This is a genomic window from Actinoplanes oblitus (assembly GCF_030252345.1).
GTDB classification, from domain to species: domain Bacteria; phylum Actinomycetota; class Actinomycetes; order Mycobacteriales; family Micromonosporaceae; genus Actinoplanes; species Actinoplanes oblitus.
This window is the reverse complement of record NZ_CP126980.1, coordinates 3,555,035-3,577,511: the sequence shown is the minus strand read 5'-3', so window position 1 is coordinate 3,577,511 and position 22,477 is coordinate 3,555,035. Positions and strand designations below refer to the sequence as shown.

The 22,477-nt window shown below is 71.7% G+C and carries 22 protein-coding genes; 16 read left to right on the top strand and 6 right to left on the bottom strand.

The annotated features are described in order from the left end of the window. The first annotated feature begins 61 nt into the window (after positions 1 to 61). Entirely contained in the window at positions 62 to 616 is a 555-nt protein-coding gene (locus Actob_RS16020; protein ID WP_284920984.1) for a hypothetical protein, read from the top strand. 344 nt (positions 617 to 960) lie between these two features. After that, the gene (locus Actob_RS16015) at positions 961 to 1,701 is read left to right on the top strand and encodes a DUF2071 domain-containing protein (RefSeq protein WP_284920983.1); all 741 of its coding nucleotides are present in this window, start codon (positions 961 to 963) and stop codon (positions 1,699 to 1,701) included. A 277-nt stretch (positions 1,702 to 1,978) separates the two neighbouring features. Here Actob_RS16015 and Actob_RS16010 read toward each other — a convergent pair whose 3' ends face one another. Further along, complete coding sequence (locus tag Actob_RS16010; protein ID WP_284920982.1) at positions 1,979 to 2,377, bottom strand: OsmC family protein; 399 nt, start codon at positions 2,375 to 2,377, stop codon at positions 1,979 to 1,981. Between the two features lie 147 nt (positions 2,378 to 2,524). Between Actob_RS16010 and Actob_RS16005 the strand changes: the two genes are divergently transcribed. From Actob_RS16005 to Actob_RS15955, 11 genes are all read left to right on the top strand, one after another. After that, entirely contained in the window at positions 2,525 to 3,076 is a 552-nt protein-coding gene (locus tag Actob_RS16005; RefSeq protein ID WP_284920981.1) for an RNA polymerase sigma factor, read from the top strand. Next, a complete protein-coding gene (locus Actob_RS16000; RefSeq protein ID WP_284920980.1) occupies positions 3,073 to 4,137 on the top strand; it encodes a hypothetical protein in 1,065 nt (354 codons plus the stop codon). Before Actob_RS16005 ends, Actob_RS16000 begins: the two co-directional genes overlap by 4 nt. A gap of 232 nt (positions 4,138 to 4,369) precedes the next feature. Further along, positions 4,370 to 5,527 carry an ROK family transcriptional regulator gene (locus Actob_RS15995; protein ID WP_284920979.1) on the top strand — a complete coding sequence of 386 codons (1,158 nt, stop codon included), beginning with the start codon at positions 4,370 to 4,372 and terminating at the stop codon, positions 5,525 to 5,527. Further along, on the top strand, positions 5,524 to 7,032 hold the full coding sequence (locus Actob_RS15990; RefSeq protein WP_284920978.1) for a sugar ABC transporter ATP-binding protein: 1,509 nt from the start codon (positions 5,524 to 5,526) through the stop codon (positions 7,030 to 7,032). The genes Actob_RS15995 and Actob_RS15990 overlap by 4 nt, the downstream gene beginning before the upstream one ends. Continuing rightward, on the top strand, positions 7,029 to 8,075 hold the full coding sequence (locus Actob_RS15985; protein ID WP_284920977.1) for an ABC transporter permease: 1,047 nt from the start codon (positions 7,029 to 7,031) through the stop codon (positions 8,073 to 8,075). The genes Actob_RS15990 and Actob_RS15985 overlap by 4 nt, the downstream gene beginning before the upstream one ends. After that, positions 8,038 to 9,078, top strand: a complete 1,041-nt coding sequence (locus tag Actob_RS15980; RefSeq protein WP_284920976.1) for a substrate-binding domain-containing protein — start codon at positions 8,038 to 8,040, stop codon at positions 9,076 to 9,078. Before Actob_RS15985 ends, Actob_RS15980 begins: the two co-directional genes overlap by 38 nt. Before the next feature lie 8 nt (positions 9,079 to 9,086). Beyond that, on the top strand, positions 9,087 to 10,262 hold the full coding sequence (locus Actob_RS15975) for a Gfo/Idh/MocA family protein (protein ID WP_284920975.1): 1,176 nt from the start codon (positions 9,087 to 9,089) through the stop codon (positions 10,260 to 10,262). Between the two features lie 10 nt (positions 10,263 to 10,272). Then, entirely contained in the window at positions 10,273 to 11,277 is a 1,005-nt protein-coding gene (locus Actob_RS15970; protein ID WP_284920974.1) for a sugar phosphate isomerase/epimerase family protein, read from the top strand. Positions 11,278 to 11,368: 91 nt separating this feature from the next. After that, entirely contained in the window at positions 11,369 to 11,500 is a 132-nt protein-coding gene (locus tag Actob_RS15965; RefSeq protein ID WP_284920973.1) for a hypothetical protein, read from the top strand. A 52-nt stretch (positions 11,501 to 11,552) separates the two neighbouring features. Then, positions 11,553 to 12,617, top strand: a complete 1,065-nt coding sequence (gene chvE, locus Actob_RS15960) for a multiple monosaccharide ABC transporter substrate-binding protein (RefSeq protein ID WP_284920972.1) — start codon at positions 11,553 to 11,555, stop codon at positions 12,615 to 12,617. 4 nt (positions 12,618 to 12,621) lie between these two features. Then, positions 12,622 to 14,193, top strand: a complete 1,572-nt coding sequence (locus Actob_RS15955) for a methyl-accepting chemotaxis protein (protein ID WP_284920971.1) — start codon at positions 12,622 to 12,624, stop codon at positions 14,191 to 14,193. 38 nt (positions 14,194 to 14,231) lie between these two features. On the opposite strand, the gene Actob_RS15950 is transcribed toward Actob_RS15955, so the two are convergent. The 3 genes from Actob_RS15950 to Actob_RS15940 form a co-directional block, all read right to left on the bottom strand. Next, the gene (locus tag Actob_RS15950) at positions 14,232 to 16,082 is read right to left on the bottom strand and encodes an Hsp70 family protein (RefSeq protein WP_284920970.1); all 1,851 of its coding nucleotides are present in this window, start codon (positions 16,080 to 16,082) and stop codon (positions 14,232 to 14,234) included. Positions 16,083 to 16,225: 143 nt separating this feature from the next. Beyond that, entirely contained in the window at positions 16,226 to 17,926 is a 1,701-nt protein-coding gene (locus tag Actob_RS15945) for a serine/threonine-protein kinase (RefSeq protein WP_284920969.1), read from the bottom strand. An 18-nt stretch (positions 17,927 to 17,944) separates the two neighbouring features. Further along, positions 17,945 to 18,397: a MarR family winged helix-turn-helix transcriptional regulator gene (locus tag Actob_RS15940; protein ID WP_284920968.1), complete on the bottom strand. Its 453-nt coding sequence runs from the start codon at positions 18,395 to 18,397 to the stop codon at positions 17,945 to 17,947. A gap of 58 nt (positions 18,398 to 18,455) precedes the next feature. On the opposite strand from Actob_RS15940, the gene Actob_RS15935 reads away from it, so the two are divergent. Further along, positions 18,456 to 18,905, top strand: coding sequence for an SgcJ/EcaC family oxidoreductase (locus Actob_RS15935; RefSeq protein WP_284920967.1), 450 nt, complete (start codon positions 18,456 to 18,458; stop codon positions 18,903 to 18,905). 27 nt (positions 18,906 to 18,932) lie between these two features. Here Actob_RS15935 and Actob_RS15930 read toward each other — a convergent pair whose 3' ends face one another. After that, positions 18,933 to 19,850: a serine hydrolase gene (locus Actob_RS15930; protein ID WP_284920966.1), complete on the bottom strand. Its 918-nt coding sequence runs from the start codon at positions 19,848 to 19,850 to the stop codon at positions 18,933 to 18,935. A gap of 166 nt (positions 19,851 to 20,016) precedes the next feature. Between Actob_RS15930 and Actob_RS15925 the strand changes: the two genes are divergently transcribed. Both Actob_RS15925 and Actob_RS15920 read left to right on the top strand, forming a co-directional pair. Further along, the gene (locus Actob_RS15925) at positions 20,017 to 20,328 is read left to right on the top strand and encodes a TM2 domain-containing protein (RefSeq protein WP_284920965.1); all 312 of its coding nucleotides are present in this window, start codon (positions 20,017 to 20,019) and stop codon (positions 20,326 to 20,328) included. A 380-nt stretch (positions 20,329 to 20,708) separates the two neighbouring features. Then, complete coding sequence (locus Actob_RS15920) at positions 20,709 to 21,584, top strand: hypothetical protein (protein ID WP_284920964.1); 876 nt, start codon at positions 20,709 to 20,711, stop codon at positions 21,582 to 21,584. Here the strand turns inward: Actob_RS15920 and Actob_RS15915 are convergent. Next, positions 21,559 to 22,446 carry a LysR family transcriptional regulator gene (locus Actob_RS15915; RefSeq protein WP_284920963.1) on the bottom strand — a complete coding sequence of 296 codons (888 nt, stop codon included), beginning with the start codon at positions 22,444 to 22,446 and terminating at the stop codon, positions 21,559 to 21,561. The genes Actob_RS15920 and Actob_RS15915 overlap by 26 nt on opposite strands. Positions 22,447 to 22,477 lie beyond the last annotated feature (31 nt).

The following is a 22,477-nucleotide window of genomic DNA, read 5'->3' as shown; positions in this document are numbered from 1 at the left end:
GACGGTTTGGCTACACGTATTGACGTCGGTGGGCTGGATGGCCCAAGCAATGGCATTGTGCGTGCTGCTCTCCGTCGGGCATGGAGCCGACGACGTTTCTGTCCGGAGTGCGGCCACCTCCATGGCACACGTTCTCGACGGACGCTTGCTGGGGCCGATGGCTGACGCCTCAGCCTTCACCGGCATCATGCTAGCCGCCGCCACGCCTTGGGGGTTCTTCCGAAACTGGTGGGTCCTCATCAAATTCGCGATCACCCTAGTCCAGCTCTACCTGGGCATCTTCCTGCTGTCCCCCGCGCTCACGGACTCCCTGACCGCCGGGCCGTCACCGGCTCAGATCATCGGGACCGGTCTCATGGCAAGCGCCATCGCGTTCCAGGGCTGGCTTTCGGTCGCGAAGCCGTGGGGCAAGGTCCGCGCCCGGTATCGCGCCCCGGCCGGAACCGGGCCCCGCTGGATCTTCGTAGCAACAGCGGTCGGAGGCCTTGCGGACTTGGCATTCGCCGTCGCCATTGGTCACCCGATGCCCTTGCTTTCGCTCACGCTGCTTGCCATCGGACTGATCCGGCGGCCCAGCTGGGTAGACAGCCGCACGAGAAATCCGGCTCATCCATAATCTTGTGGTAGGACGTGAATCACCAGGCGGTGGACAATTCTCGGCGCAATCCGAGTGCCCTCTCATCGGCAGATCCGTGCACTCGTAAAGTCCCGCCGCGGAGCCGACCGACTGTGACACAGCGTTATCCGGCGCCTGGGTAGGTCGAACCTTGTTTCCGCTGTTCATCCGAACGGCTTGAGGTGTGGGCCAAGGCCGCCGGCGTAGCGATGCTGGCAGCATGGCTGCCGGCCTTCTTTGTCGTCCTCCCGTACCGCTACGAGCGGACACCGGCCGCCGGCATCGTCGCGGGAGCCCGGTGGGCCCTGGTGTCATCGCGGCACAGGCGTGCAGACTTGTGCCCCATGCCTGTACTTGATCCCCCCGAATTGACGGCGACGGGTAGCCAGCTGCCCTCAGTTCGCGCTCTGGTGGAAGAGCGCATCATCTTCAACTACCGGCTGCCCGCCGACCACCTGGAACGCCTGCTCCCGGTCGCCTGGTTGACCCCCCAACTCGTCGACGGCGACGCGGTTGCCTCGGTGTGCGTGTTGCGGCTCAGCAAGGTCACGGCCGGTCCTGTCCCCTCCCTGTTCGGCGTCCGAAGCGTCAGCGCGGCGCGGCGCTACGGAGTTCTCGATCAGAGGTCAGGCGGCCGCCCTGCCGTCTTCGTCACCGAGCGCACGACCAACTCGGCTCTCGGCTCCCTCTTCACCGGGGCCGGGTTCTCGGCCCAGCACGAGCATCTACCCGCGAACATCAGCAGAGACGACGAGTCGTTTCTGATCACCTTGGGGAACGACCGCTTCACCGGTCGAGCGGTCCCGGCTCCACGATGGTCGTCGTCGCTGTTCCCCACGCTCGGGGACTTCTCGGCCTTCTTGGCCGAGGGGATCCGGAGCTACGGAACATCCCGGCACGAAGGGCAGCTCACCGTCCTCGACCTGCTCAAAGAGGACAAGGGCTATGAACCGCTCGCCGCTCGTGAGGTCCGTGGATCGCTGGTGCAGCCCTGGCTGGACGCCGGAGCCGTGCTGGACAGTGTCGCCCGCACAACGAACGCGAAATATCGCTGGACCTACCACGGGCTCACTCGCCGACCCTGAACGGTCCGCGCGTCACCGTGCTCGGCGGCAGGGGAGTTCTTGTCCGCGGCGGTAGGCCATCATCTTGGCGAAATCCCGGACGAGTCGATGGGCCTCGCGGAGTTCGGGACAGCGGTTGAGCAGGGCCGTCAAAGCCGGTCGCTCGTCGTTGGTCAGGTTGTCCGGATGTCGGCAGAGGGGTCGAGGCTGCCGGTCGTGCGACGGCCGACGACCATCTGTGACGATCGTCCGATGCCGCCACCCGAGCGACACGACAGCGTCGGCTCCCCGGCGGGCGTCAGGGGGCGACTCGCTCGACCCGGGCGCCGGCCCGGAGGGTGCGGGGGATCTCGGCGACCTCGTCGACCCGGGCCAGCAGCGCCTCGCGGTCGGCGGCGGAGGCGGTGGCGGAGGCCAGTTCGACCCGGTACTCGATGCCGGTCGAGGCCCAGGTGGACGTGTCGAAGCCGCCCGACGCGGTGACCCGGACGCCGTCCACCTCGAGGTTCAGGGCGGCGGCTTCGCGATAGACGTCGTTGAGCACGCATCCGGCGGCGGCCAGGTGCAGCAGGTGTGCCCCGGTGAAGTCCGCCTCGACGGTCACGCCCTCCCCGGTCCACCGGTGCGGGAAGCGGACCACCCGCTCCCGAGCGGACCGCAGGCATCCGGCGCCGACCACCACCTCGAACTCGTTCATGGCGGCATTCTCCCGTGGCCGGCACCGCCGGGGCGACCCACCTAACATGATCGGTTTCCGGGAGCGCCGAGCGGCTGGACCGCTCGCTCGGCGAATCCGGGCAGGATGAGCTGTCACGATGTGGGTGCTGCCGGACATGAGGTGATCGTGAGTTCCGATGAACAATTCCGGCAGACCTACGCCGCCAACTTCTCGGCGCTGCTCGGCTATGCGGTGCGGCGGGTCGAGCAGCCCGCCGACGCGGCCGATGTGGTCGCCGAGACGTTTCTGATCGCCTGGCGGCGGCGGGACGACATGCCCGGCGGGGCGGAGACGCGGCTGTGGCTCTACGGTGTGGCCCGGCGGGTGCTGGCCAACCACCATCGCGGCAACGAGCGGCGCAACCGGCTCGGTGACCGGTTGCGGGCCCGGCTGGCCGCGATCGGCGGGGATCCGGCGGCCGAGGTGCCGCAGCGGCTGGCGGTGCGCGACGCGCTGGCCCGGCTCGGCGGGCTCGATCGGGAGGTGCTGACCCTGACCGCGTGGGAGGGACTGGAGCCGCGCGAGGTGGCGGAGGTGCTCGAGGTGTCCCCGGCGGTGGTACGGACCCGGCTGTCCCGGGCCCGGGCGCGGCTGCGAGAACTCGTCGGTGACGATCCGGCACCGCCCGGACATGTGTTCAGCATCCTGTCCGCACCGTCCCCGAAGGAGGGCCGATGACCGACGACCGCGTGGAGCGCCTGGTGCGCGACGCCGATCCCTACCGTCCCGAGTTGATCGATCTCCGCGGGGCCGAGCACGACCTCCTGGAGGAGATCATGTCCGTTCCCCCCGCACCGGCCACGGTCCACCGGCCCGTCTTCGGCCGCCGGCTGGCCGTCTCGCTGGCGACGGCAGCGGCGGTCGTCGGCGTGGTCGGCGTCACGGCGGCGCTGCGCGATCAGCCGGACAAGCCCGCCGGTCCGGTCGCGGCCGGCACGTCCCCCGCCACCAGCGCGCCGGCGTCCCGCTGGACCCTGGCCGCGGTCAAGGCGGCCGAGGCCAGCCCGCGGCTGCTGATCGGCGAGGCGGGCTGGGAGGTCACCAACGTCTCCGGCTTCGCCGAGGACTCCGGCGCGATCACCTTCCGCAAGGGCGGCGCCACGCTGGACATGAACTGGTACCCGGCCAAGGACTATCAGGGCTATGTCGACGACCGGCGCGACGTGAGCAAGCCGCAGCCGGGCAAGGCCGGCCCGCTGCCGGGTGAGGTCTACACCTACAGCGCCGGCGACTTCGCCCTGCTGCTGCGGCCGCAGGGCACGACGTTCGCCGAGTTGCGCACCGGCGGCGCGTGGACGCGGGCCCGGTTCGACGAGGTCACCGCCGGGATCAAGCAGGTGGACGTGGACACCTGGCTGGCCGCGCTGCCGCCGGAGATCGTCACCCCGGCCAAGGCGGCGGACGCGGCGGCCGAGTTGCTCGCCGACATCCCGCTGCCGCCCGGGTTCGACAAGAGCGTGCTGACCAAGCTCGGCACCAACGACCGGTACCAGTTCGGGGCCGGCGTGACCGGCAAGGTGGGCTGCGCGTGGATCGCCGAGTGGCAGCGGGCCGGCAAGGCCGGTGACAGCGCGGCCCGGAGCAAGGCCGAGGCCGCGATGCGCGGCAGCCACCAGTGGAAGATCCTGAAGTCGATGGAGAAGGACGGCGGCTGGTCCGAGGTCTTCTGGGAGGTCGCCGACCAGGTCGCCGCCGGCAAGACGCCCCGCGGCTACCGGGACGCCATCGGCTGCGAGTGACCGCTGACGCCGCGACCGGCCCCTGCCGTCGCGGCTGAGCCCGGACGAGGATGGCGCCGGGACCCGATCGGGTCCCGGCGCCATCCTCGTCCGGAGCGGAAGCGGGTGTGCGGCGCCGAACTTTTGCGCGGAGCGACAAAAGTTCTGTCCAAACAGAACGAAGGCATGGACCGAGACGACGGAAGAGCCCTACGGTGACGGCGAACACAGCACGCAAAGTGAGGGGTCCGTCGTGTTACCGATACTTCGTGCGCTGCGCGACGACGGCCCGGTCTCCCGGGCCGAACTCGGCGACCGGCTCGGGTTGACCCGCCCGCGCCTGACGTCCGAGGTGGAGCGGCTGGTCAAGGCCGGCTTCCTGGCCGAGGCGGGCATGGCCGCCTCGCGCGGCGGCCGCCGGTCCACCCTTGTCGCGATCCACCCGCGGCTGCGGTTCGCCGCTGTCGACCTGGGGGCCAGCTCGATCGACATCGAGGTGGTCAACGGACGGCTCGAGCCGCTGGCCGCGTACCGGGAACCGGCCGACATCCGCCAGGGCCCGAAAGCGATCCTGCACCGGGTCAGCGAGCTGCTGGCCAAGGCCCGCGCCGAGGGCGTCTACGAGCGCCTCGACGCGGTGGGCATCGGCGTGCCCGGCCCGGTCAGCTTCCGCGACGGGGTGCCGGTGTCCCCGCCGATAATGCCCGGCTGGGACCGCTACCCGGTGCGTGAGCTGCTCGCCCGCGAGCACGGCTGCCCGGTCGTGGTGGACAACGACGTCAACATCATGGCGGTCGGCGAACGCCACGGCGGGGTGGCCCGGTCCGTCGACGACTTCCTGTTCGTTAAGATCGGCACCGGGATCGGCTGCGGCATCCACCTGACCGGCGGCGTCTACCGCGGTGTCGACGGGTGCGCCGGCGACATCGGGCACATCCAGGTCGACGCGTCCGGCCCGACCTGCTCGTGCGGCAACACCGGCTGCCTGGAAGCGGTGTTCAGCGGCGCGGCACTGGCCCGCGACGCGCTGGCCGCGGCCCGGTCCGGCGCCTCCCCCGCGCTCGCCGAGCGGCTGGCGAAAGCCACCGGGCTGACCGCCAAGGACGTCGCGGACGGCGCGGCCGAGGGCGACGTGGTCTGCATCCAGCTCATCCGCGAGGGCGGCCGCCGCCTCGGCGGGGTCCTGGCCGCGCTGGTCAGCTTCGCCAACCCGTCGATGATCGTGATCGGGGGCGGGTTGGCGCAGCTCGGCCACGTACTACTGGCCGAGATCCGCAGCGTGGTCTACCGGCGGTCCCTGCCGCTGGCCACCGGCAACCTGCCGGTGGTGCTCTCCGAGCTGAGCGGCCGGGCCGGCGTCACCGGCGCCGCCGTGCTGGCCAGCGACACGGCGTTCGAGCAGATCCCATGAGCCCGGTGCTGGCCCTGACCGACGTGGTCAAGACGTTCCCCGGGGTACGCGCCCTCGACGGCGTGCACCTGGACGTCGAGGCCGGCGAGGTGCACTGCCTGCTCGGCCAGAACGGCGCCGGCAAATCCACCCTGATCAAGACGCTCGCCGGGGTGCACCACGCCGACTCCGGCGAGATCCTCTGGCAGGGCGAGCCGTTCGCGCCGGCCAGCCCCCAGGCCGCGATGCGCGCCGGGATCGCCACCATCTACCAGGAACTCGACCTGGTCGACGAGCTGAGCGTCGCCGAGAACGTCTTCCTCGGCCACGAGCCCAGCCGGTTCGGGTTCACCCGCCGCCGGACCGGCTTCGAGCGCACCCGGGCGATCCTGGCGGAGCTCGGCCATCCGGAGATCCCGCCCCGCCGCCTGGTCCGGCACCTGCCCTCGGCCGGCAAGCAGATCGTCAGCATGGCCCGCGCCCTGTCGCACGACGCCAAGCTGATCGTGATGGACGAGCCCAGCGCGGTGCTGGCCCACGACGAGGTCGCCAACCTGTTCCGGATCATCCGGAAACTGACCGCCCGCGGCATCGCCGTCGTCTACATCTCGCACCGGCTCGCCGAGATCCGCGAGATCGGCGACCGGGTCACCGTGCTCAAGGACGGCCGCACCACCGCCGCCGGCCTGCCCGCCGACACCCCGACCAAGGTGCTGGTCGGCAAGATGACGGGCCGGGCTTTCGAGTACGTCTTCCCGCCCCGCGTGCCGGCCGACGACACCGCCGAGCCGCTGCTGCGCGTCGAACGCCTCAGCCGGGCCGGCGAGTTCGCCGACGTCAGCCTCACCGTGCGGCCCGGCGAGATCGTCGGGATCGCCGGGCTGGTCGGCTCCGGCCGCTCGGAGCTGCTGGAGACCATCTTCGGCGCCCGGATCCCGGACGGCGGCACCGTCACCCTCGACGGTCACCGGATCACCGGGGTCGGCGCGGCGGTGCGGCACGGCATGGGGATGGCCCCGGAGGAACGCAAGAGCCAGGCCCTGCTGCTCGACGAGCCGGTCTTCAAGAACATGACCCTCGCGTCGTTCGCCGGGTTCGCGCACGCCGGGTTCACCGCCGCCGGCGACGAGCGCGCCGCCGCCCTGCGCACCGCCGACGCGCTGGAGTTGCGGCCGCGCGACGTGGACCGGCCGGCCCGCACCCTGTCCGGCGGCAACCAGCAGAAGGTGGTGGTCGGCCGCTGGCTGCTCGGGCACACCCGGCTGCTGCTGCTCGACGAGCCCACCCGCGGCGTCGACGTCGGCGCCCGCGCCGAGCTCTACCAGGTCATCCACGGCCTGGCCGCGGACGGGGTCGGGGTGCTGCTGGTCTCCAGCGAGGTGCCCGAGGTGCTTGGCCTGGCCGACCGGGTGCTGGTGATGCGCGAAGGCCGGCTGATCCGCGAGGCGGCGGCCGGCGAACTGGACGAGGACGCCGTGCTCGACCTCGTGATGGCGGGGTCGCTGATGGAGGGAGAAGCCGCGTGATCGCCGAGACGGCGCTTCCCGAAGTGAACAAGTCCCACAGATACGACGACGGGGTGCTGCGCAACCTGGGCCTGGTCGGGGTGCTGGTCCTCCTGGTGATCATCGGGATCGTCACCAGGCCGGAGCTGTACTCCGACCCCACCTGGGTGAAGAACAACATCCTCACCATCCTGCAACAGGCGTCAGCCATCGGCGTGGTCACCGTCGGCATGACCTTCGTGATCATCGGCGGCGGGATCGACCTCTCGGTCGGGGCGATCATCGCCCTGGCCGGCGTCTGGGCCACCACGCTCGCGACGCAGAGCTACGGCGCCGCCGGGATGATCTTCACGGCGCTGGTGGTCGGCATCGCCGTCGGGCTGGTCAACGGGGTGCTCATCGCGTACGGGAAACTGGTGCCCTTCATCGCGACCCTCGCGATGCTGGTGTCGGCGCGCGGCCTGGCCGCGCAGATCTCCGGCAAGCAGACCCAGGTCTCCGCGAACAGCACGATCAACGGCATCGCCAGCACGAAACTGCTCGGCATCCCGCTGCTGATCTGGATCCTGGCGGTGGTGGTCGCGGCCGGCTGGGTGCTGCTCAACCGCACCACCTTCGGCCGGCGCACGGTAGCCGTCGGCGGCAACCCGGAGGCGGCCCGGCTGGCCGGGATCAACGTCAAACGGCACACCCTGCTGCTCTACGTGCTCTCCGGGCTGTGCTGCGGGATCGCCGCGATCATGCTGACCTCGCAGGCCACCAGCGCCCAGGCGGCGATGGCCAACCTCTACGAACTCGACGCGATCGCCGCGGCGATCATCGGCGGCACGCTGCTCTCCGGCGGCCGCGGCACCATCGTCGGCGCCCTGTTCGGGGTGCTGGTCTTCTCCACCATCACCAACCTGTTCGCGATCAACAACCTCGCCACCGAGGTCCAGAACATGGTCAAGGGCGGCATCATCGTGGCCGCCGTGCTCCTGCAGCAGTTCCGGTACCGCTCGCTCACCAACCTCCTCAGGAGGAGAAATGATCCAGATAAGCCGTCGGAACATCCTTCTCGGTAGCGCGGCGGCCGGCACCGGCCTCGCGCTCAGCGCCTGCACCAGCAACGACCCGGCCGGCACCGCCCAGGTCAAGACCGACACCAGCGGCAACGCCAACGCCGCCGCCGGGCAGCAGGTCGTCATCGGATTCTCCGCCCCGGCCGCCGACCACGGCTGGATCGCGGCGATCACCAACAACGCCAAGGCACAGGCCAAGCAGTACGCCGACGTCGAACTGCGCACCGTCGAGGCGGGCACCGACGCGGCCGCCCAGCGCGCCGCCCTGGCCACCCTGATCGCCCAGAAACCCACCGTCATCGTGATGCTGCCGCACGACGGCAAGGAGCTGAACGCCACCGGCCTGGAGGCGATGCGGGCCGGCATCCCGGTGGTCAACCTGGACCGGGCGTTCCCGTCGGCGGCCGCCTACCGGCTGCAGATCAAGGGCGACAACTACGGCATGGGCCTGGCCGCCGGCAAATACATCGGTGACCAGCTCAAGGCCAAGGGCGTCAGCAACCCGATCATCGGCGAGATCCCCGGCATCGACTCCCTGGAACTGACCCAGGAACGCACCGCCGGGTTCAACGCCGCGCTCGCCGTGTACGGCTTCAAGGTCGCCAACCGGCGCCCGGCCGAGTTCACCGCCGACTCCGGGCAGGCCGCCGCGACCGCCCTGCTGCAGGCGCTGCCCAAGATGGACGCCCTCTGGAACCACGACGACGACCAGGGCATCGGCGTGCTCGCCGCGATCAAGCAGGCCAACCGCGGCGAGTTCTTCATGGTCGGCGGCGCCGGCTCGAAAGCCGCCATCGACGGCATCACCAAGGACGACACCGTGCTCAAGGCAACCGTCACCTACAGCCCGTCGATGGCCTCCTCGGCGATCAGCCTGGCCCGGCTGATCGGCCAGGGCAAGGGCCTGTCCGACCTGGTGGAGCTGCAGGTGCCCAAGGAGATCACGCTCGCCTCCGAGACGATCACCAAGGACAACGCGTCGAAGTACGCGCCGCTCGGCTTCTAGGGGGTCTGATGTCGCAACCGCTGCGCGTCGGCATGGTCGGCTACGCGTTCATGGGGGCCGCGCACTCGCAGGCGTGGCGCACTGTCAACCACGTCTACGACCTGCCGGCCCCGGTCGAGATGCGGGTGGTCAGCGGCCGCACCGAGGCGTCGGTGGCAGCCGCGGCCGCCCGGCTCGGCTGGGCCGGGCACACCGACGACTGGCGCACGCTGCTCACCCGCGACGACGTCGACCTGATCGACATCTGCACGCCGGGCGACACGCACGCCGAGATCGCCATCGCCGCGCTGGCCGCGGGCAAACACGTCCTCTGCGAGAAACCCCTGGCCAATTCGGTGGCCGAGGCCCGCAAGATGGCCGCGGCCGCGGCGGCGGCACAACAATCCGGGGTACGCGCGATGTGCGGCTTCAACTACCGCCGGGTGCCCGCCGTCGCCCTGATGCGGCAGATGATCGCCGAGGGCCGGCTCGGCACCATCCGGCACGTACGCGCCCACTACCTGCAGGACTGGATCGTGGACCCGTCGTACCCGCTGGTCTGGCGCCTGCGGCGGGAGGTCGCCGGGTCCGGGGCCCTCGGCGACCTCGGCGCGCACCTCGTCGACCTGACCCAGTACGTCACCGGCCGGTCGATCACCGAGGTCAGCGCGCTGACGTCGACGTTCGTCAAGTCCCGTCCGCTGCCGTCCGCCTCGGCCGGGCTGTCCGCCACCGGCTCCGCCGAGTACGGCGAGGTCACCGTGGACGACGCGGCGCTGTTCCTGGCCCGGCTCGGCGAGGGCATCGTGGCGACGTACGAGGCCACCCGATTCGCGACCGGACGCAAGAACGGCCTGCGCGTGGAGATCAACGGGTCGCTCGGCACGCTGGTGTTCGACTTCGAGCGGATGAACGAGCTGCAGTTCTACAGCCGGGACATACCGGAGACCGAGCAGGGCTTCACCCGCATCCTGGTCACCGAGCCGTCGCATCCGTACCTGTCGGCCTGGTGGCCGCCCGGGCACCTGATCGGCTACGAGCACACCTTCACCCACCAGGCCCACGACCTGATCCAGGCGATCGCCGCCGGACGGGATCCGGCGCCGTCGTTCCGCGACGCCCTGCAGGTGCAACTGGTCCTCGACGCGGTCTCCCGCTCCGCCGAGACCTGCACGTGGACCGCTGTCGAACCCGTCTCCGTCTGAGAGGACTGCCATGACCCGACCGATCACACTGTTCACCGGGCAGTGGGCGGACCTGCCCTTCGAAAAGGTCTGCGAACTGGCCTCCGGCTGGGGCTATGACGGCCTGGAGATCGCCTGCTGGGGTGATCACCTGGACGTCGCGCGGGGCGCCACCGACGACTCGTACGTGTCCTCCCGAAAAGCGATCCTGGACAAGTACGGCCTGAAGGTCTTCGCCATCTCCAACCACCTGACCGGCCAGGCGGTCTGCGACGACCCGATCGACCACCGCCACCGGGACATCCTGCCGGCCGCGGTGTGGGGCGACGGCGACCCGGCCGGCGTCCGGGACCGCGCGGCCCAGGCGCTGAAGGACACCGCGCGCACCGCCGCCCGGCTCGGCGTCGACACTGTCGTCGGGTTCACCGGCTCGGCGATCTGGAAATACGTGGCGATGTTCCCGCCGGTGTCCCAGGACGTCATCGACGCCGGGTACCAGGACTTCGCCGACCGGTGGAACCCGATCCTGGACGTGTTCGACGAGGTGGGGGTCCGGTTCGCGCACGAGGTGCACCCCAGTGAGATCGCCTACGACTACTGGACGACGCGGCGCGCCCTGGACGCGATCGGGCACCGGCCGGCGTTCGGGCTGAACTGGGACCCGTCGCACTTCATCTGGCAGGACCTGGACCCGGCGGACTTCATCCTGGAGTTCGCCGACCGGATCTACCACGTGGACTGCAAGGACGTGAAGCTCGCCGTCGGCAACGGGCGCAACGGGCGGCTCGGATCACACCTGGCCTGGGCCGACCTGCGGCGCGGCTGGGACTTCGTGTCCACCGGGCACGGGGACGTGCCGTGGGAGCGATGCTTCCGGGCCCTGAACGCGATCGGCTACCACGGGCCGATCTCGGTGGAGTGGGAGGACGCCGGGATGGACCGGCTGGTCGGGGCTCCGGAGGCGTTGGCGTTCGTCCGCGACCGGTTGTTCGACGCACCGTCGGCGGCGTTCGACGCGGCCTTCAGCAGCCGGTGACGGCCGGGCGGCGGGCGCCGCGCCCGTGCTGCCACCCATCGGCACCGGTTCCGCACTCCGGCGCGGCACCCGTGCTGCCGACCGTGCTGGTGTGGAAATCACTGCCTTCACCTCCGACTGGTATGTCCGCCACGCGAACGGCGCGCTCAGCGTGATCCGGCGCGACCGGAACGCCCGGGCCCGGGCCGGCGGGCGCCGGGCCGGCGGCACACTTCCCGGATAACCCTCATCTCCCGCCCCGCCCGGCCGAACAGGGCTACGAGGGGGTGTATGCCGTGCGCCGGTTCGTGGTCGCGACGATGGTGCTCGCCCTGTTGACCGGCTGCTCCGGCACCGCGGAACCGGCAGTCGAGCAACCGGATCGCGGCACCATCGGGATCGCCATGCCGACCACCACGTCGATCCGCTGGGTCGGCGACGGGGAGAGCATCGTCCGGCAGTTCCAGCTGCTCGGATACAAGACCGACCTGCAGTACGCCGAGGACGACGTCAACCGGCAGATCGACCAGATCACCAGCATGATCGACGGCAAGGTCCGGGCGCTGGTGGTCGGCGCCATCGACGGCACCGCGCTCAAGAACGTGCTGGCCGACGCGGCCACCGCGAAGATCCCGGTGATCTCCTACGACCGGTTGATCCGCGACACGCCGGACATCACGTACTACGCCACCTTCGACAACTACAAGGTCGGCGTGCTGCAGGCCACCACGATCATCAAGGCGCTGCGGCTCGACAGCACCGGCGGCAGCGACAACATCGAGCTGTTCGCCGGGTCGGCCGACGACAACAACGCCACGTTCTTCTTCAACGGGGCGATGAGCCTGCTGCGGCCGTACCTGAGATCCGGCCGGCTGCGGGTGGTCAGCGGCGAGACCGCGTTCGCCACCGTCGCCACCCAGCGCTGGGACAACGCGGTCGCCAAGAAGCGGATGAAACGCCTGCTCGCCGGACCGCTGCGGGGCAAACGGGTGGACGCGGTCCTCTGCCCGAACGACGGCATCGCCCGCGCCGCCCTGGAAGCACTCCAGGAGGACGGCTACCGCAAACTGCCCGTCATCACCGGCCAGGACGCCGAACTCGAGTCGGCCAAGCTCATCGCGGCCGGCAAACAGACCGAGACCGTCTACAAGGACACCCGCGAACTCGCCAAGGTCGCCGTCCAGATGACCAACTCGCTGCTGCTCGGCGGCGTCCCCGAGGTCAACGACGAGAAACAGTACGACAACGGCGTCAAGGTCGTCCCCACCTTCCTGCTGCAGCCGGTGAACGTCGACCGCACCAACTACCGGCGGGTACTCATCGACGGCGGCTACTACACCGCCGACCAGTTGGCCGGGTGATCCGATGATCCAGCGCTTCCTCGACCTGTCGGTCCGCACCAAACTCACCGTGCTTGTCGCCGCCAGCCTGGTCGCGCTCGCCGTCTGCCTCGGGGTCACCGTCGTCAACGACCGGGCCGCCGCCGGCACCGCCGCCGACCTGGAGAACCTCAACACCGCCAGCGCCCTGGTGCTGCAACTCGACCGGGAGGCCAGCGAGCTGCGGGCCAACGGCATCCAGGCGATCGTCCGCAACGACCCGGCCAAGCAGGCGGACCTGCTGCAGGACCGGATCACCTCCGCGGACGCCCTGCTCACCCGCCTCGAAGCGATCGACCTGCCCAGCGGCCTGGACGCCGCGGTCGGCCGGATCAAGGACGTGACCGCCGACTACACCAGCACCCTCAAGCGCTTCGTCGACTCGGCGGCCGCCGACCAGGCCGGCGCCCGGCTCGCCTGGGAACAGGTAGGCGTCGACAACTACCTGATCAGCGCGGTGCTGGCCAACGAGCGGGCACTGTTCCTCGACACCGTCGCCCGGGCCAACGCCAGCGCCGAACACCGCCGCGCCACCGCCGAACGCATCCTCTGGCTGGCCGTCACGGTCGCCGCGGTCGCCGTCATCGTGCTGGCCCGGCTCGTCGTACTGTCGATCACCCGGCCGCTGCAGCGCGTCCGCGGCGCCCTGCAAGCCATGGCCGGCGGTGACCTGACCGTCGCCGCCGACGTGCGCGGGCAGGACGAGGTCGGCCAGATGGCACGCGCCCTCGACGAGGCCCAGGCCAACACCCGGCGGGTGGTCTCCTCGGTGGCCGGCTCCGCCCAGGCCGTCGCGGCCGCCGCCGAGCAGCTCACCGCCACCGCCAGCACCATGTCACGCTCCGCGGAACAGGCCGCCGACCAGGCCCGCACCGCCGCCGAAGCCGCCGACGGCGTCAACCTCAACGTCTCCAACGTCGCCGAGGGCACCGAGACGCTGGGCGCCTCCATCCGCGACATCGCGCACAACGCCACCGAGGCGGCCCGCGTCGCCGAACAGGCGGTCACCGTCGCCGGCGCCACCACCGCCCAGGTCGGCAAGCTCGGCGAATCGTCCGCCGAGATCGCCACCGTGATCAAGGTGATCACCGCGATCGCCGAGCAGACCAACCTGCTCGCGCTCAACGCCACCATCGAGGCCGCCCGCGCCGGCGAACTCGGCAAGGGCTTCGCCGTCGTCGCCGGGGAGGTCAAGGAACTCGCCCAGGAGACCGCCCGCGCCACCGACGACATCTCCCGCCGCGTCCAGGCCATCCAGGCCGACACCGCCGGTGCCGTCACCGCCATCGGCGAGATCACGTCGGTCATCGCGCACATCAACGACTACCAGGCCACCATCGCCTCCGCCGTCGCCGAACAGACCGCCACCACCGAACAGATGAGCCACAACGTGACCCTGGCCGCCTCCGGCGCCGGCGACATCGCCGCCAACATCACCGGCCTGGCCACCGCCACCCAGGTCAGCACCGAGGGCATCGCCCAGTCCCAGCAAGCCGTCACCGAACTCAGCATGATGGCCAACAACTTGCAGGCCCTGGTCAGCCACTTCCGCTACTGAGACCCCGGTTTCCGGTACGCGCCGGGCCGGCGCCCGGCTCAGGTGCGGACCAGCGCCAGCAGACGCTGGCCCCACCACACCGCCACCGCGATGCCGACGCCCACCCCGAACACCCCGAGCGCCCGGGGATCGGCGATGAAGAAACCGAACACGCCCAGCACCACCGCCGCCAGGGCCTGCAGCACCCGGATCCGGAACAGCAGGAACGCCACACCGACGCCGATCAGGGCGCCCCCGGCCCGGCTCGCCATCTCCACCCACGGCCCCGCGCCGGTCTCCCCCGCGGTCACCGCGAACAGCACGCTCCCGGCGCTCAGGATCAGCGTCGCCACCAGCGGGAACTCCACGATCACCGGAGGCGACAGGCGGCGCCGGATCAGCACCGCCACGGCCGCCGCCAGCAACGCCGCCGGCAGCACCGGCAGCAGCGACCACTGCAACGGCTCGCCGAACGGCGCGACCAGGTACAACCCGGCCGCCACCGCGTACAGCGCGGCCACCGTCACCCCGAACGCGTCAGCGGTCAGCAACCCCGCGGAGATCTGCCCGGCGGCGTCCCAGCGACCACGCGCCCCGGCGTCGCGGGCCAGCGCCGCCCCGATCCACGGGCCGGCGGCCAGGCACAACACCAGCCCCAGCACGCCGGCCAGGGCCAGTTCGGCCCAGCTCGACGCGGTCGCGCCGCGCGCCGTGAACACGAAATGACTGAACAGCCCCACCGACGCCAGGCCCGGCGCCACCAGCCCCAGCGCCCGCAGCGCGGTCAGTTTCGGCACCTTGGGGGCCGGCTCGGAGACCGGCGCGGCCGCACCCGCCGCCTCGGCGACCCCGAGCACCACGGCGGCGGCCGGCATCGCCGCCGTCCGCACCGGCACGTTCAGCTGCCGCTCCAGCACGCGGGAGACCGCCGGCATCGCGGCCGTGGCACCGACGGCGTAGACCGCGGCCAGGTCCACGGCACCCAGCCGCGCGGCCCGCAACGCCTCGGCGGCCAGCTCGGTGAGACGCCGCAGGACCGGCTCGGCCGCCTGCTCGACGAGGGTCGCGCTCAGCACGACCGCCGCGCCACGCGCGGGAAGCGGCACGGTCACGGCAGGCTGCAGAGAGACCGCCTCCTTCCCGGTACGCAACACCGCCACGGTCGCCGGCGACGCCGCGCGCAGCACCGCCTCGACCCCGGAACCGGCGCCGGCGGTCTGATCAGGAGCGGACGTGTTCAGCAGCATGGCGACCAGCCGGTCGTCGATCGCCCGGCCGCCCGCATCCGGCGCCGACACCGTGGCGAGCACCTCAGCCCCCTGCGGATCGGCGCGGACCACGCTCACCTCGGCCGTCGCGCCGACGTCGCAGACCAGCGCGAACGTCGTACCGGAAAGCGGCGATCCGGAGGCGGGCGGACCGGAGGCGGGCGGCGGATCGGCCTTGGTGGACAGCAGCGCCGCGAGTGGCGCCTCGATCAGTTGCGGACGGCCCAGCCCGGCCTGGTGCGCGGTCTGGCGCAGCCAGGTCCGGCGGGCCGGATCCCAACCGGCCGGCACGCTCATCCGGACGTCGGCGGGCAGCACGCCGGCGATCCGGATCGCCTCGCCGGCGACCAGGCGCAGGGTGGCGGCCACGAGATCGGCGATCGGCACGGTACGGCCGCGCACCCGCACCGTGCCGGTCCCCTCCGCGAGCGGCGCGCCGACGAACCCGTCCGGATCGTCGGCGGCCAGCCGCCACGCCCCGGCGCCGGCCGTGATCGTCCCGTCCCTGGCGACGTGCACGGCGCTGGACGGCTCCACGGTGCCCTCGATGACCAGCGGGTGCCAGGGGCGTCCCGGCCAGGCCAGGACCGCGCGGGTGCAGGCGGTTCCGTAGTCGATCGCCAAACGCGGCGCGGTCTGCATGAGACCAAGTCAAACAGATGATCACCGATGAGTCAGTAGCCGGATTCCCGCCGTCGCGACCTCCCGCACCGCCTCTAGGGCATCCTAGGAGGATAGGATCATTGCGGTGTCGCACCGGCCGCGATGGCGGCCGAGCAGGCGGCTCACCCGCTGACGGAGGCCGACGGCTCCATGCCGGCGCAGGTGACGGTCACGGTGGCCAGCGCCGAGCCGCGCTTGAAGGTGACCGTCGGCGCCGGGCCGGGACCGGGGTCGGCCGACTGGACCTTGTAGGACTGGGCCGGTTTCCAGGACAGGATCCGCGCCGTGCCGGGTGACGGGCAGGTCGCCTCCACGGTGCCGGCGCTGATCGAGAGTGTGCGCCGGACCGGCGTCGCGGTCGTCGGTGGAGTGCTGGCGGGTGCGGTGGCCGTGGCGGTCGTGAGCCTGGTCGCGGGTGTGGTCGTGGCGGGTGCGGTGCTGCCACCGGCGCTGGGCTCCGGGGTGGCGGACGGCCCGGCTTGCCCGGCGCGGCTGGTCCGGCGCGCCGCGGGCGTGGAGCCGGCCGGGCTCGGCTTCGCGGACGGTGGCAGCGGGGCGGCCGCCGGCTCGGAGGCCACCCGGACCGCCGCCCCGGCGACGCCGCCGGAATGCCGGTCGTGGAGCAGCAGCCAGCCTCCGGCCGCGACGACCAGGGTTGCCGCGGACCCGGCCGCCACGCCGAGCCTCCTGCGCCGCGCCATCGGGCCCGGGGTCACCGCCTCGGCACCCGCGCCGCCCGGCACCGGCGCCTCGACCCGCACGGGAAGCGGAACCGGCAGCACCGCGTCGACACGCGGGCGGGCCGGTCCCGGCGCCGCATCGGCGGGTGCCGGGACCGGAACCGGCGCGTCGACGGGTGCCGGAGACGAGGGCGGCGCGTCGACGGGCGCCGGAACCGGCGGCGCCGGCGGCAGGTGCCGAGCCCGCTCCACCGCCCGGATCAGCAACGTGGGCTCCGCCGCCGCCGCGATCCCGGTGGCCGCCGCCGGCGGATCGTCCGAGATCACCCGCAACCCGGCCGCCGCCGCGAGCACCCCCGCCACCTCGCGGGCACTGGGCCGCCCCGCCGGATCCTTGACCAGACACCGGTCGGTCAGGCGCACCACGTGCCCGGGGACTCCGCGCACCGGCGGCAGGGCGGCCGGCTCGACGTAGACGTGCGCGTCGAGCATCTGCCGCGTGTCCTCCGCCGTCCACGGCGACTGCCCGGTGAGCGACAGATAGAGCACCACCCCGAGCGCGTAGACGTCCGAGGCCGGTGTGACAGCCAGGCCGAACAGCCGTTCCGGCGCCAGATAGGCGGGCGTCCCGAGCACCTCGGTGTCGGTCACCCCGGAACCGGCCGGGCTGACCGCCGCCGCGATCCCGAAGTCCACCACCTTGGCCCCGGTCGGCCCGAGGATCACGTTGCCGGGCTTGATGTCGCGGTGCACCAGCCCTTCCCCGTGTGCCGCGGACAGCGCCGCCGCGATCTCCGCGCCGACCCGCAGGGCGAACCGCGGCGGCAACGGCCCGGCCATCAGCCGCTGCGCCAGGGTGCTGCCGGGAACCAGCTCCATCACGACGTACCGCAGGACCCGCCCGTCGTGCTCGGTCTCCCCGTAGTCGTAGACCTGCGCGATGTTCGGGTGCGACAGCGCCGCGGCCGCCAGCGCCTCCTGCCGGATCCGGTCGCCGAACCGGCGCGTGGCCATCAGCTTGACCGCGACGACCCGCCCGAGCACCTGATCCCGCGCCCGCCAGACGACCGCCATCCCGCCCGCGCCGAGCTGGTCCAGCAGCCGGTAGCGCTCGTTCAGAAACAGACCTCCGCCGATGCTCACCGGCGCAGTCTGCCGAATTCAGCGGTCTCGCGCAGCCCGGCGGATCTCGGCGGTGGCGGTGCGCAGCGCCGGGGCGGCCTTCTCGAAGAAGTCGAAGAGCAGTTCCAGCTGCTCCGGTGAGTACTCCGCCAGCAGTGCGCCGAGATGCCGCCGAGCGGGCCCGACGATCGCGTCCACGTCCAGCTCCGGGTTGGCCAGATGCTCGACCATCACCCGCCGGCGGTCCGCCGGGTCCGGGACGCGGCGCACGTGACCGGCCCGCTCCAGCCGGTCGATCAGCCGGGTGGTGGCTCCGGTGGTCAGCCCGGTCTGCTCGGCGAGCGCGCCGGAGGTCAGCGGCCCCGCCTGCTCCAGCACGCTCAGCGCGTGCCAGTCGGTCGTGTTCAAGCCGGCGGCCTCGGCCAGCGCCAGGCCGTTGAGGCCGACCGCGTCGAGGTACCGCCGGAAGATCAGATGGGCGTCTTTCCGCATTAGCTTCCCCGAGTTAGTATCTGCACGAGAGCAGATATTACCCCAAGGAAGGTGTCCCGTGCCGAACGATCGCCTCGCGGACCGCAGCGCCGTGACCGAGACCATCCAGGCGCTCACCGCCGCCTGGGCCGCCCACGACGACCAGGCCTACGCCGACCAGTTCACCCCGGACGCGACGTATGTGACCTGGGTGGGCACGCGCTATCAGGGCCGGGGCGACATCGCCGCCAGCCACCGCGAGCTGTGGCGCAAATTCCTGAAGGGGACCACACTCGCCGACGAGATCACCGACATCCGCTTCCCCACCGCCGACACCGCGATCGTGACCAGCCGCGGCGAGGTCCAGCCGGCCGGCCGGACCCGGCGCCTCGGCAAGGTGCAGACCTACGTCCTGGTGCGCGACCCCGACGGCCGCTGGCGCATCGCCGCGTTCCAGAACACCAAGCACCGGACTCTCGCGGAGGCCTTCTCGTTCCGCTTCGCCCCGGGCCTGCGCCCCACCGCGTGAAGCGGGCGCTGCGCCGGCGTACCGAAGTCAGTACTCGAGGTATTGCCTGGTCAGCTTGGCGACCTTCTCGACGAGGGCGATGCCGGCCTCCATCGACTGGTTGTTGTGGGAGAGGACGGCGACCGAGGCGTCCACGTCGTCGCCCGAGGTCACCCGGCCGATCGTGTTGATGGCCCAGAGACCGCCGTCGGCGGAGCGGGTGTCCCAGCCGTTCTTGACGGTGAAGGTCTCGCCGGGCTTGGCGATCGCCGGGACGCCCCAGTCCTGCGCCTCGTTCACCGTGTTCATCAGCTTGAACGCGGTCTTGCGCGAGCCGGCGTCCAGCGGGCCCTTGCTGTCCACCAGCTCGGCGAGCAGCCTGATCTGGTCCTTGACGGTGGTGCGGGTCAGGCCCCAGGAGGTGTTGACGACGGTGTCGCTCAGGCCGAGCCGCTTGTTGCACCTGCTGATCGCGGTCTTGCCGCCCAGCCGCTGGAACAGCGACGTCGTCGCGTTGTTGTCGCTGAGCTGGATCATCGGCTTGGCCAGCGTCATCTCGCTGGAGCTGGGCTCGCGACCGGCGTCCTGGTCCTTGAGCAGCATGCAGGCCAGGATCTGCGCCTTGACGATGCTCGCCGTGTCGTAGTGCTCGTCGCCGCGATAGGTGTAGGTCTCGCCGGTGGTGCGGTCCTGCACCGCCACGGAGAACTCCGGCGAGCTCGCCGACAGCTTCTTCAGCGCGGCGTCCAGCTGCTTCGTCCGCTTGGCGCGCTCAGCCCTGGCCAGTTCCTCGGGGCTGGGGCCGGTCGGCGACGGCGACGCGGCCGGCGACGGCGACTCACCGGCCACCACGCTCAGCGAGCCGGGCAGCACGCTCGCGCCGTCGGCGCCGTCGTCGTCGAGGCCCAGATAGATCAGGCCGCCACCGCCGAGAACCACGGCCGCCGCCACAGCCAGAATCGCCATCCGGTATCGCTGCACCCGTGCATACTGCCGCGCCACCGGCCGGTTCACAAATCCCCGCACGCTCGGCATCCGGCTCACCACCTGCAGTGATCACCGACCGCGACCACCGCCCGGGCCGCCGCTCCGCCCGGCCGGCTCGGTGCCCGGTGCCGCTATCGTGGCGCTCGTGAACCCGCCGCCGGACCAGAGCACCCTTCCGGAGTGGGAGCGCCTGCGCCTGTTGCGCGCCGAGTCCGAGTTCGACGCCATCAAGAAGAATCCTCGATCCGCGTACGCCCTCTGGTGCGTCACCGGCGTCTTCGGCGGTCACCGCTTCTACCTCGGCGACACCACCCAGTCGATCGCCATGCTGTTCACGCTGGGCGGCCTGGGCCTCTGGACCCTCCTCGACGTCTTCTTCATCGCCCGCCGGGTCCGCGCCGTCAACAGCTCCCGCCGCGCCGCGGTGCTGGCGCGTTACGGCATCCTCGACGCCTGAGTTCCGCCGCGGTCCCGATCGGGCGCCGCATCGGGACCGTCCGGCGATCAGCGCCCGCGGGCCAGGCGGATCAGGCGGGTCACGCCGAGCGCCAGGGTCAGCACACCGGCCATCACCATCGATCGGGTGGCGTTCCTCGGGCCGGTTCTCCACCGCGTCCCGCACGGGATCCGTCCAGCTCGAGCGCACCCGGACCGGTGGCCGGACCTTCGAGTGACGACAAAAAGGTGCCGGCCACAACGAGCCGGCACCTCTGCAAAATAACAACTTCAGCCCCTAAAGTCCCGGATATCACGATGAAAACGGCATTTTGGTACGCCGTCACCGCCCCGCGCACTGTGCGACCATGCTCATCTGACCTGCGGTGATGGGGGTGGACGATGCGAACGGTGACGCGCCGGGTCACGTTGCGCCATGCCGACCTGGACGGCTCGGTGTGCACCGCGCCGGAGGAGCTCGCCGAGGCGCTGCGCGACCGGGACCCGGTGCTGGTCGTGCTGGAACACCGGGTGAAGGGGATCACCCCGACCCGGGAGGTCTTCGAGGCGCGGCTGGAGCAGGACATCACCTGGCAGTTCACCGGGATCACCTGGCCGGACGACCTGCGGACCGGCATGTTCGTGACGATCTCCTGGCAGTCCGGGCGGGACGCCGTGGTGATGCGCACCAAGGTCCTGGCCGACCCGATGCGCATCGACGGCGTCAACTACTACCACGAGTACGACCCGAAGACCGTCACCCGCGACTACGAGGCCCGCCCGTCGAACCGGATGCGGGTGCTCACCACGATCCGCAAGCGCGGCCGGGTCTTCGAGGACGGCAGCGCGGTCTTCCCCGAGGCCGAGCTGGCCAGGCAGTCCGGGCTGGGCCGGGGCCAGAAGGGCGCGTTCCTGCTGAAGAACGCGGTGGACCAGCTGATCCGCGAGGGGTACGTCACCCGCGTCGAGGGCAGCGTCGACCCGGCCGGGCAGCCGTCCTACCCGGCGGTCGACGGCGAGGAGCCGGTCGACCTGCTGTTCTACGCCCCGCTGGTGGAGCCCGCGCAGCATCCGGACGAGTCGGACTCGCCGGCGGAGTACCACGAGCGCCGGGAGCACTGGGTCAAGGGTTTCGTCCGCAAGCTGCCGCCCGGCGCCCAGCCGTCGGAGAAGCAGCTCTCTGCCTACCAGCGCGCGGTGGAGAACGACCTGATCGACGAGGACGAGGAACTACCGCCGGGGTACACGTTCGTCAAGAAGCACCACCGGCACGGCTGATCTCGCGCAGCGCCTCGAGGACCACGCGTACCGCCGCCCGGTGCAGGGCCTCCGGTCTGGCCAGCACGTCGATGTGCCGGCCGACCGGCAGGTCGGCCAGCGGACGCAGGACCAGCCGCGGATCGGGCACCGTGGTGTACCCGGGCAGCAGCGCCAGCGCCGCGCCGGCCGCCACCATCGACGCGGTCACGGTGAACTCGTTGATCCGGTGCACGATGTCGAGCGGCCGCCCGGCCGCCGCCCCGATCGCGGTCAGCACCCCCTCGACCGGGAACCCCTCGTGCACGCTGATCCACGGCTCGCCGGCCACGTCCACGGCGGTGAGCCGGGATTTCCCGGCCAGCGGCGAGTCCGCCGCCATCGCGACGTAGAGCGGCTCGTAGACCAGCGGCACCACGGTCACCCGCCCGGCCGGCCACGGCGGGCTGTGCGCCAGCCGGTGCGCGATCACCAGGTCGTAGTCGCCGACCAGGCCCGGGAAGTCGGCACGGGCCACGTCCTCGTCCGCGCAGCGCACCCCCGGTACCCGCCGGGCCAGCGGCGGGAACCAGGTCAGCGCGGCACTGTGGAACGCGCTGACGGTGACCGGCGCCGCCGGATCGTCCAGGTAGGCCCCGACGGCCCGGTCCGCGCGGTCCAGCGCGGTAAGCACCTCGACGGCCGCCGCGGCCAGCGCCCGCCCGGCCTCGGTCAGCACCAGGCGGCGGCCACTGCGCTCGGTCAGCGGCACCGGCGCCGACCGTTGCAGGGTGTTCAACTGCTGGGACACCGCCGACGGCGTGATGTGCAGCGATCGGGCCACCGCCGCGACGCTCCCCCGGTCCCCCAGCTCGCGCAACAGCCGCAGGTGGTGCGGATCCATCAGGCTCCACTACATCGTTGATTCAAGAGTT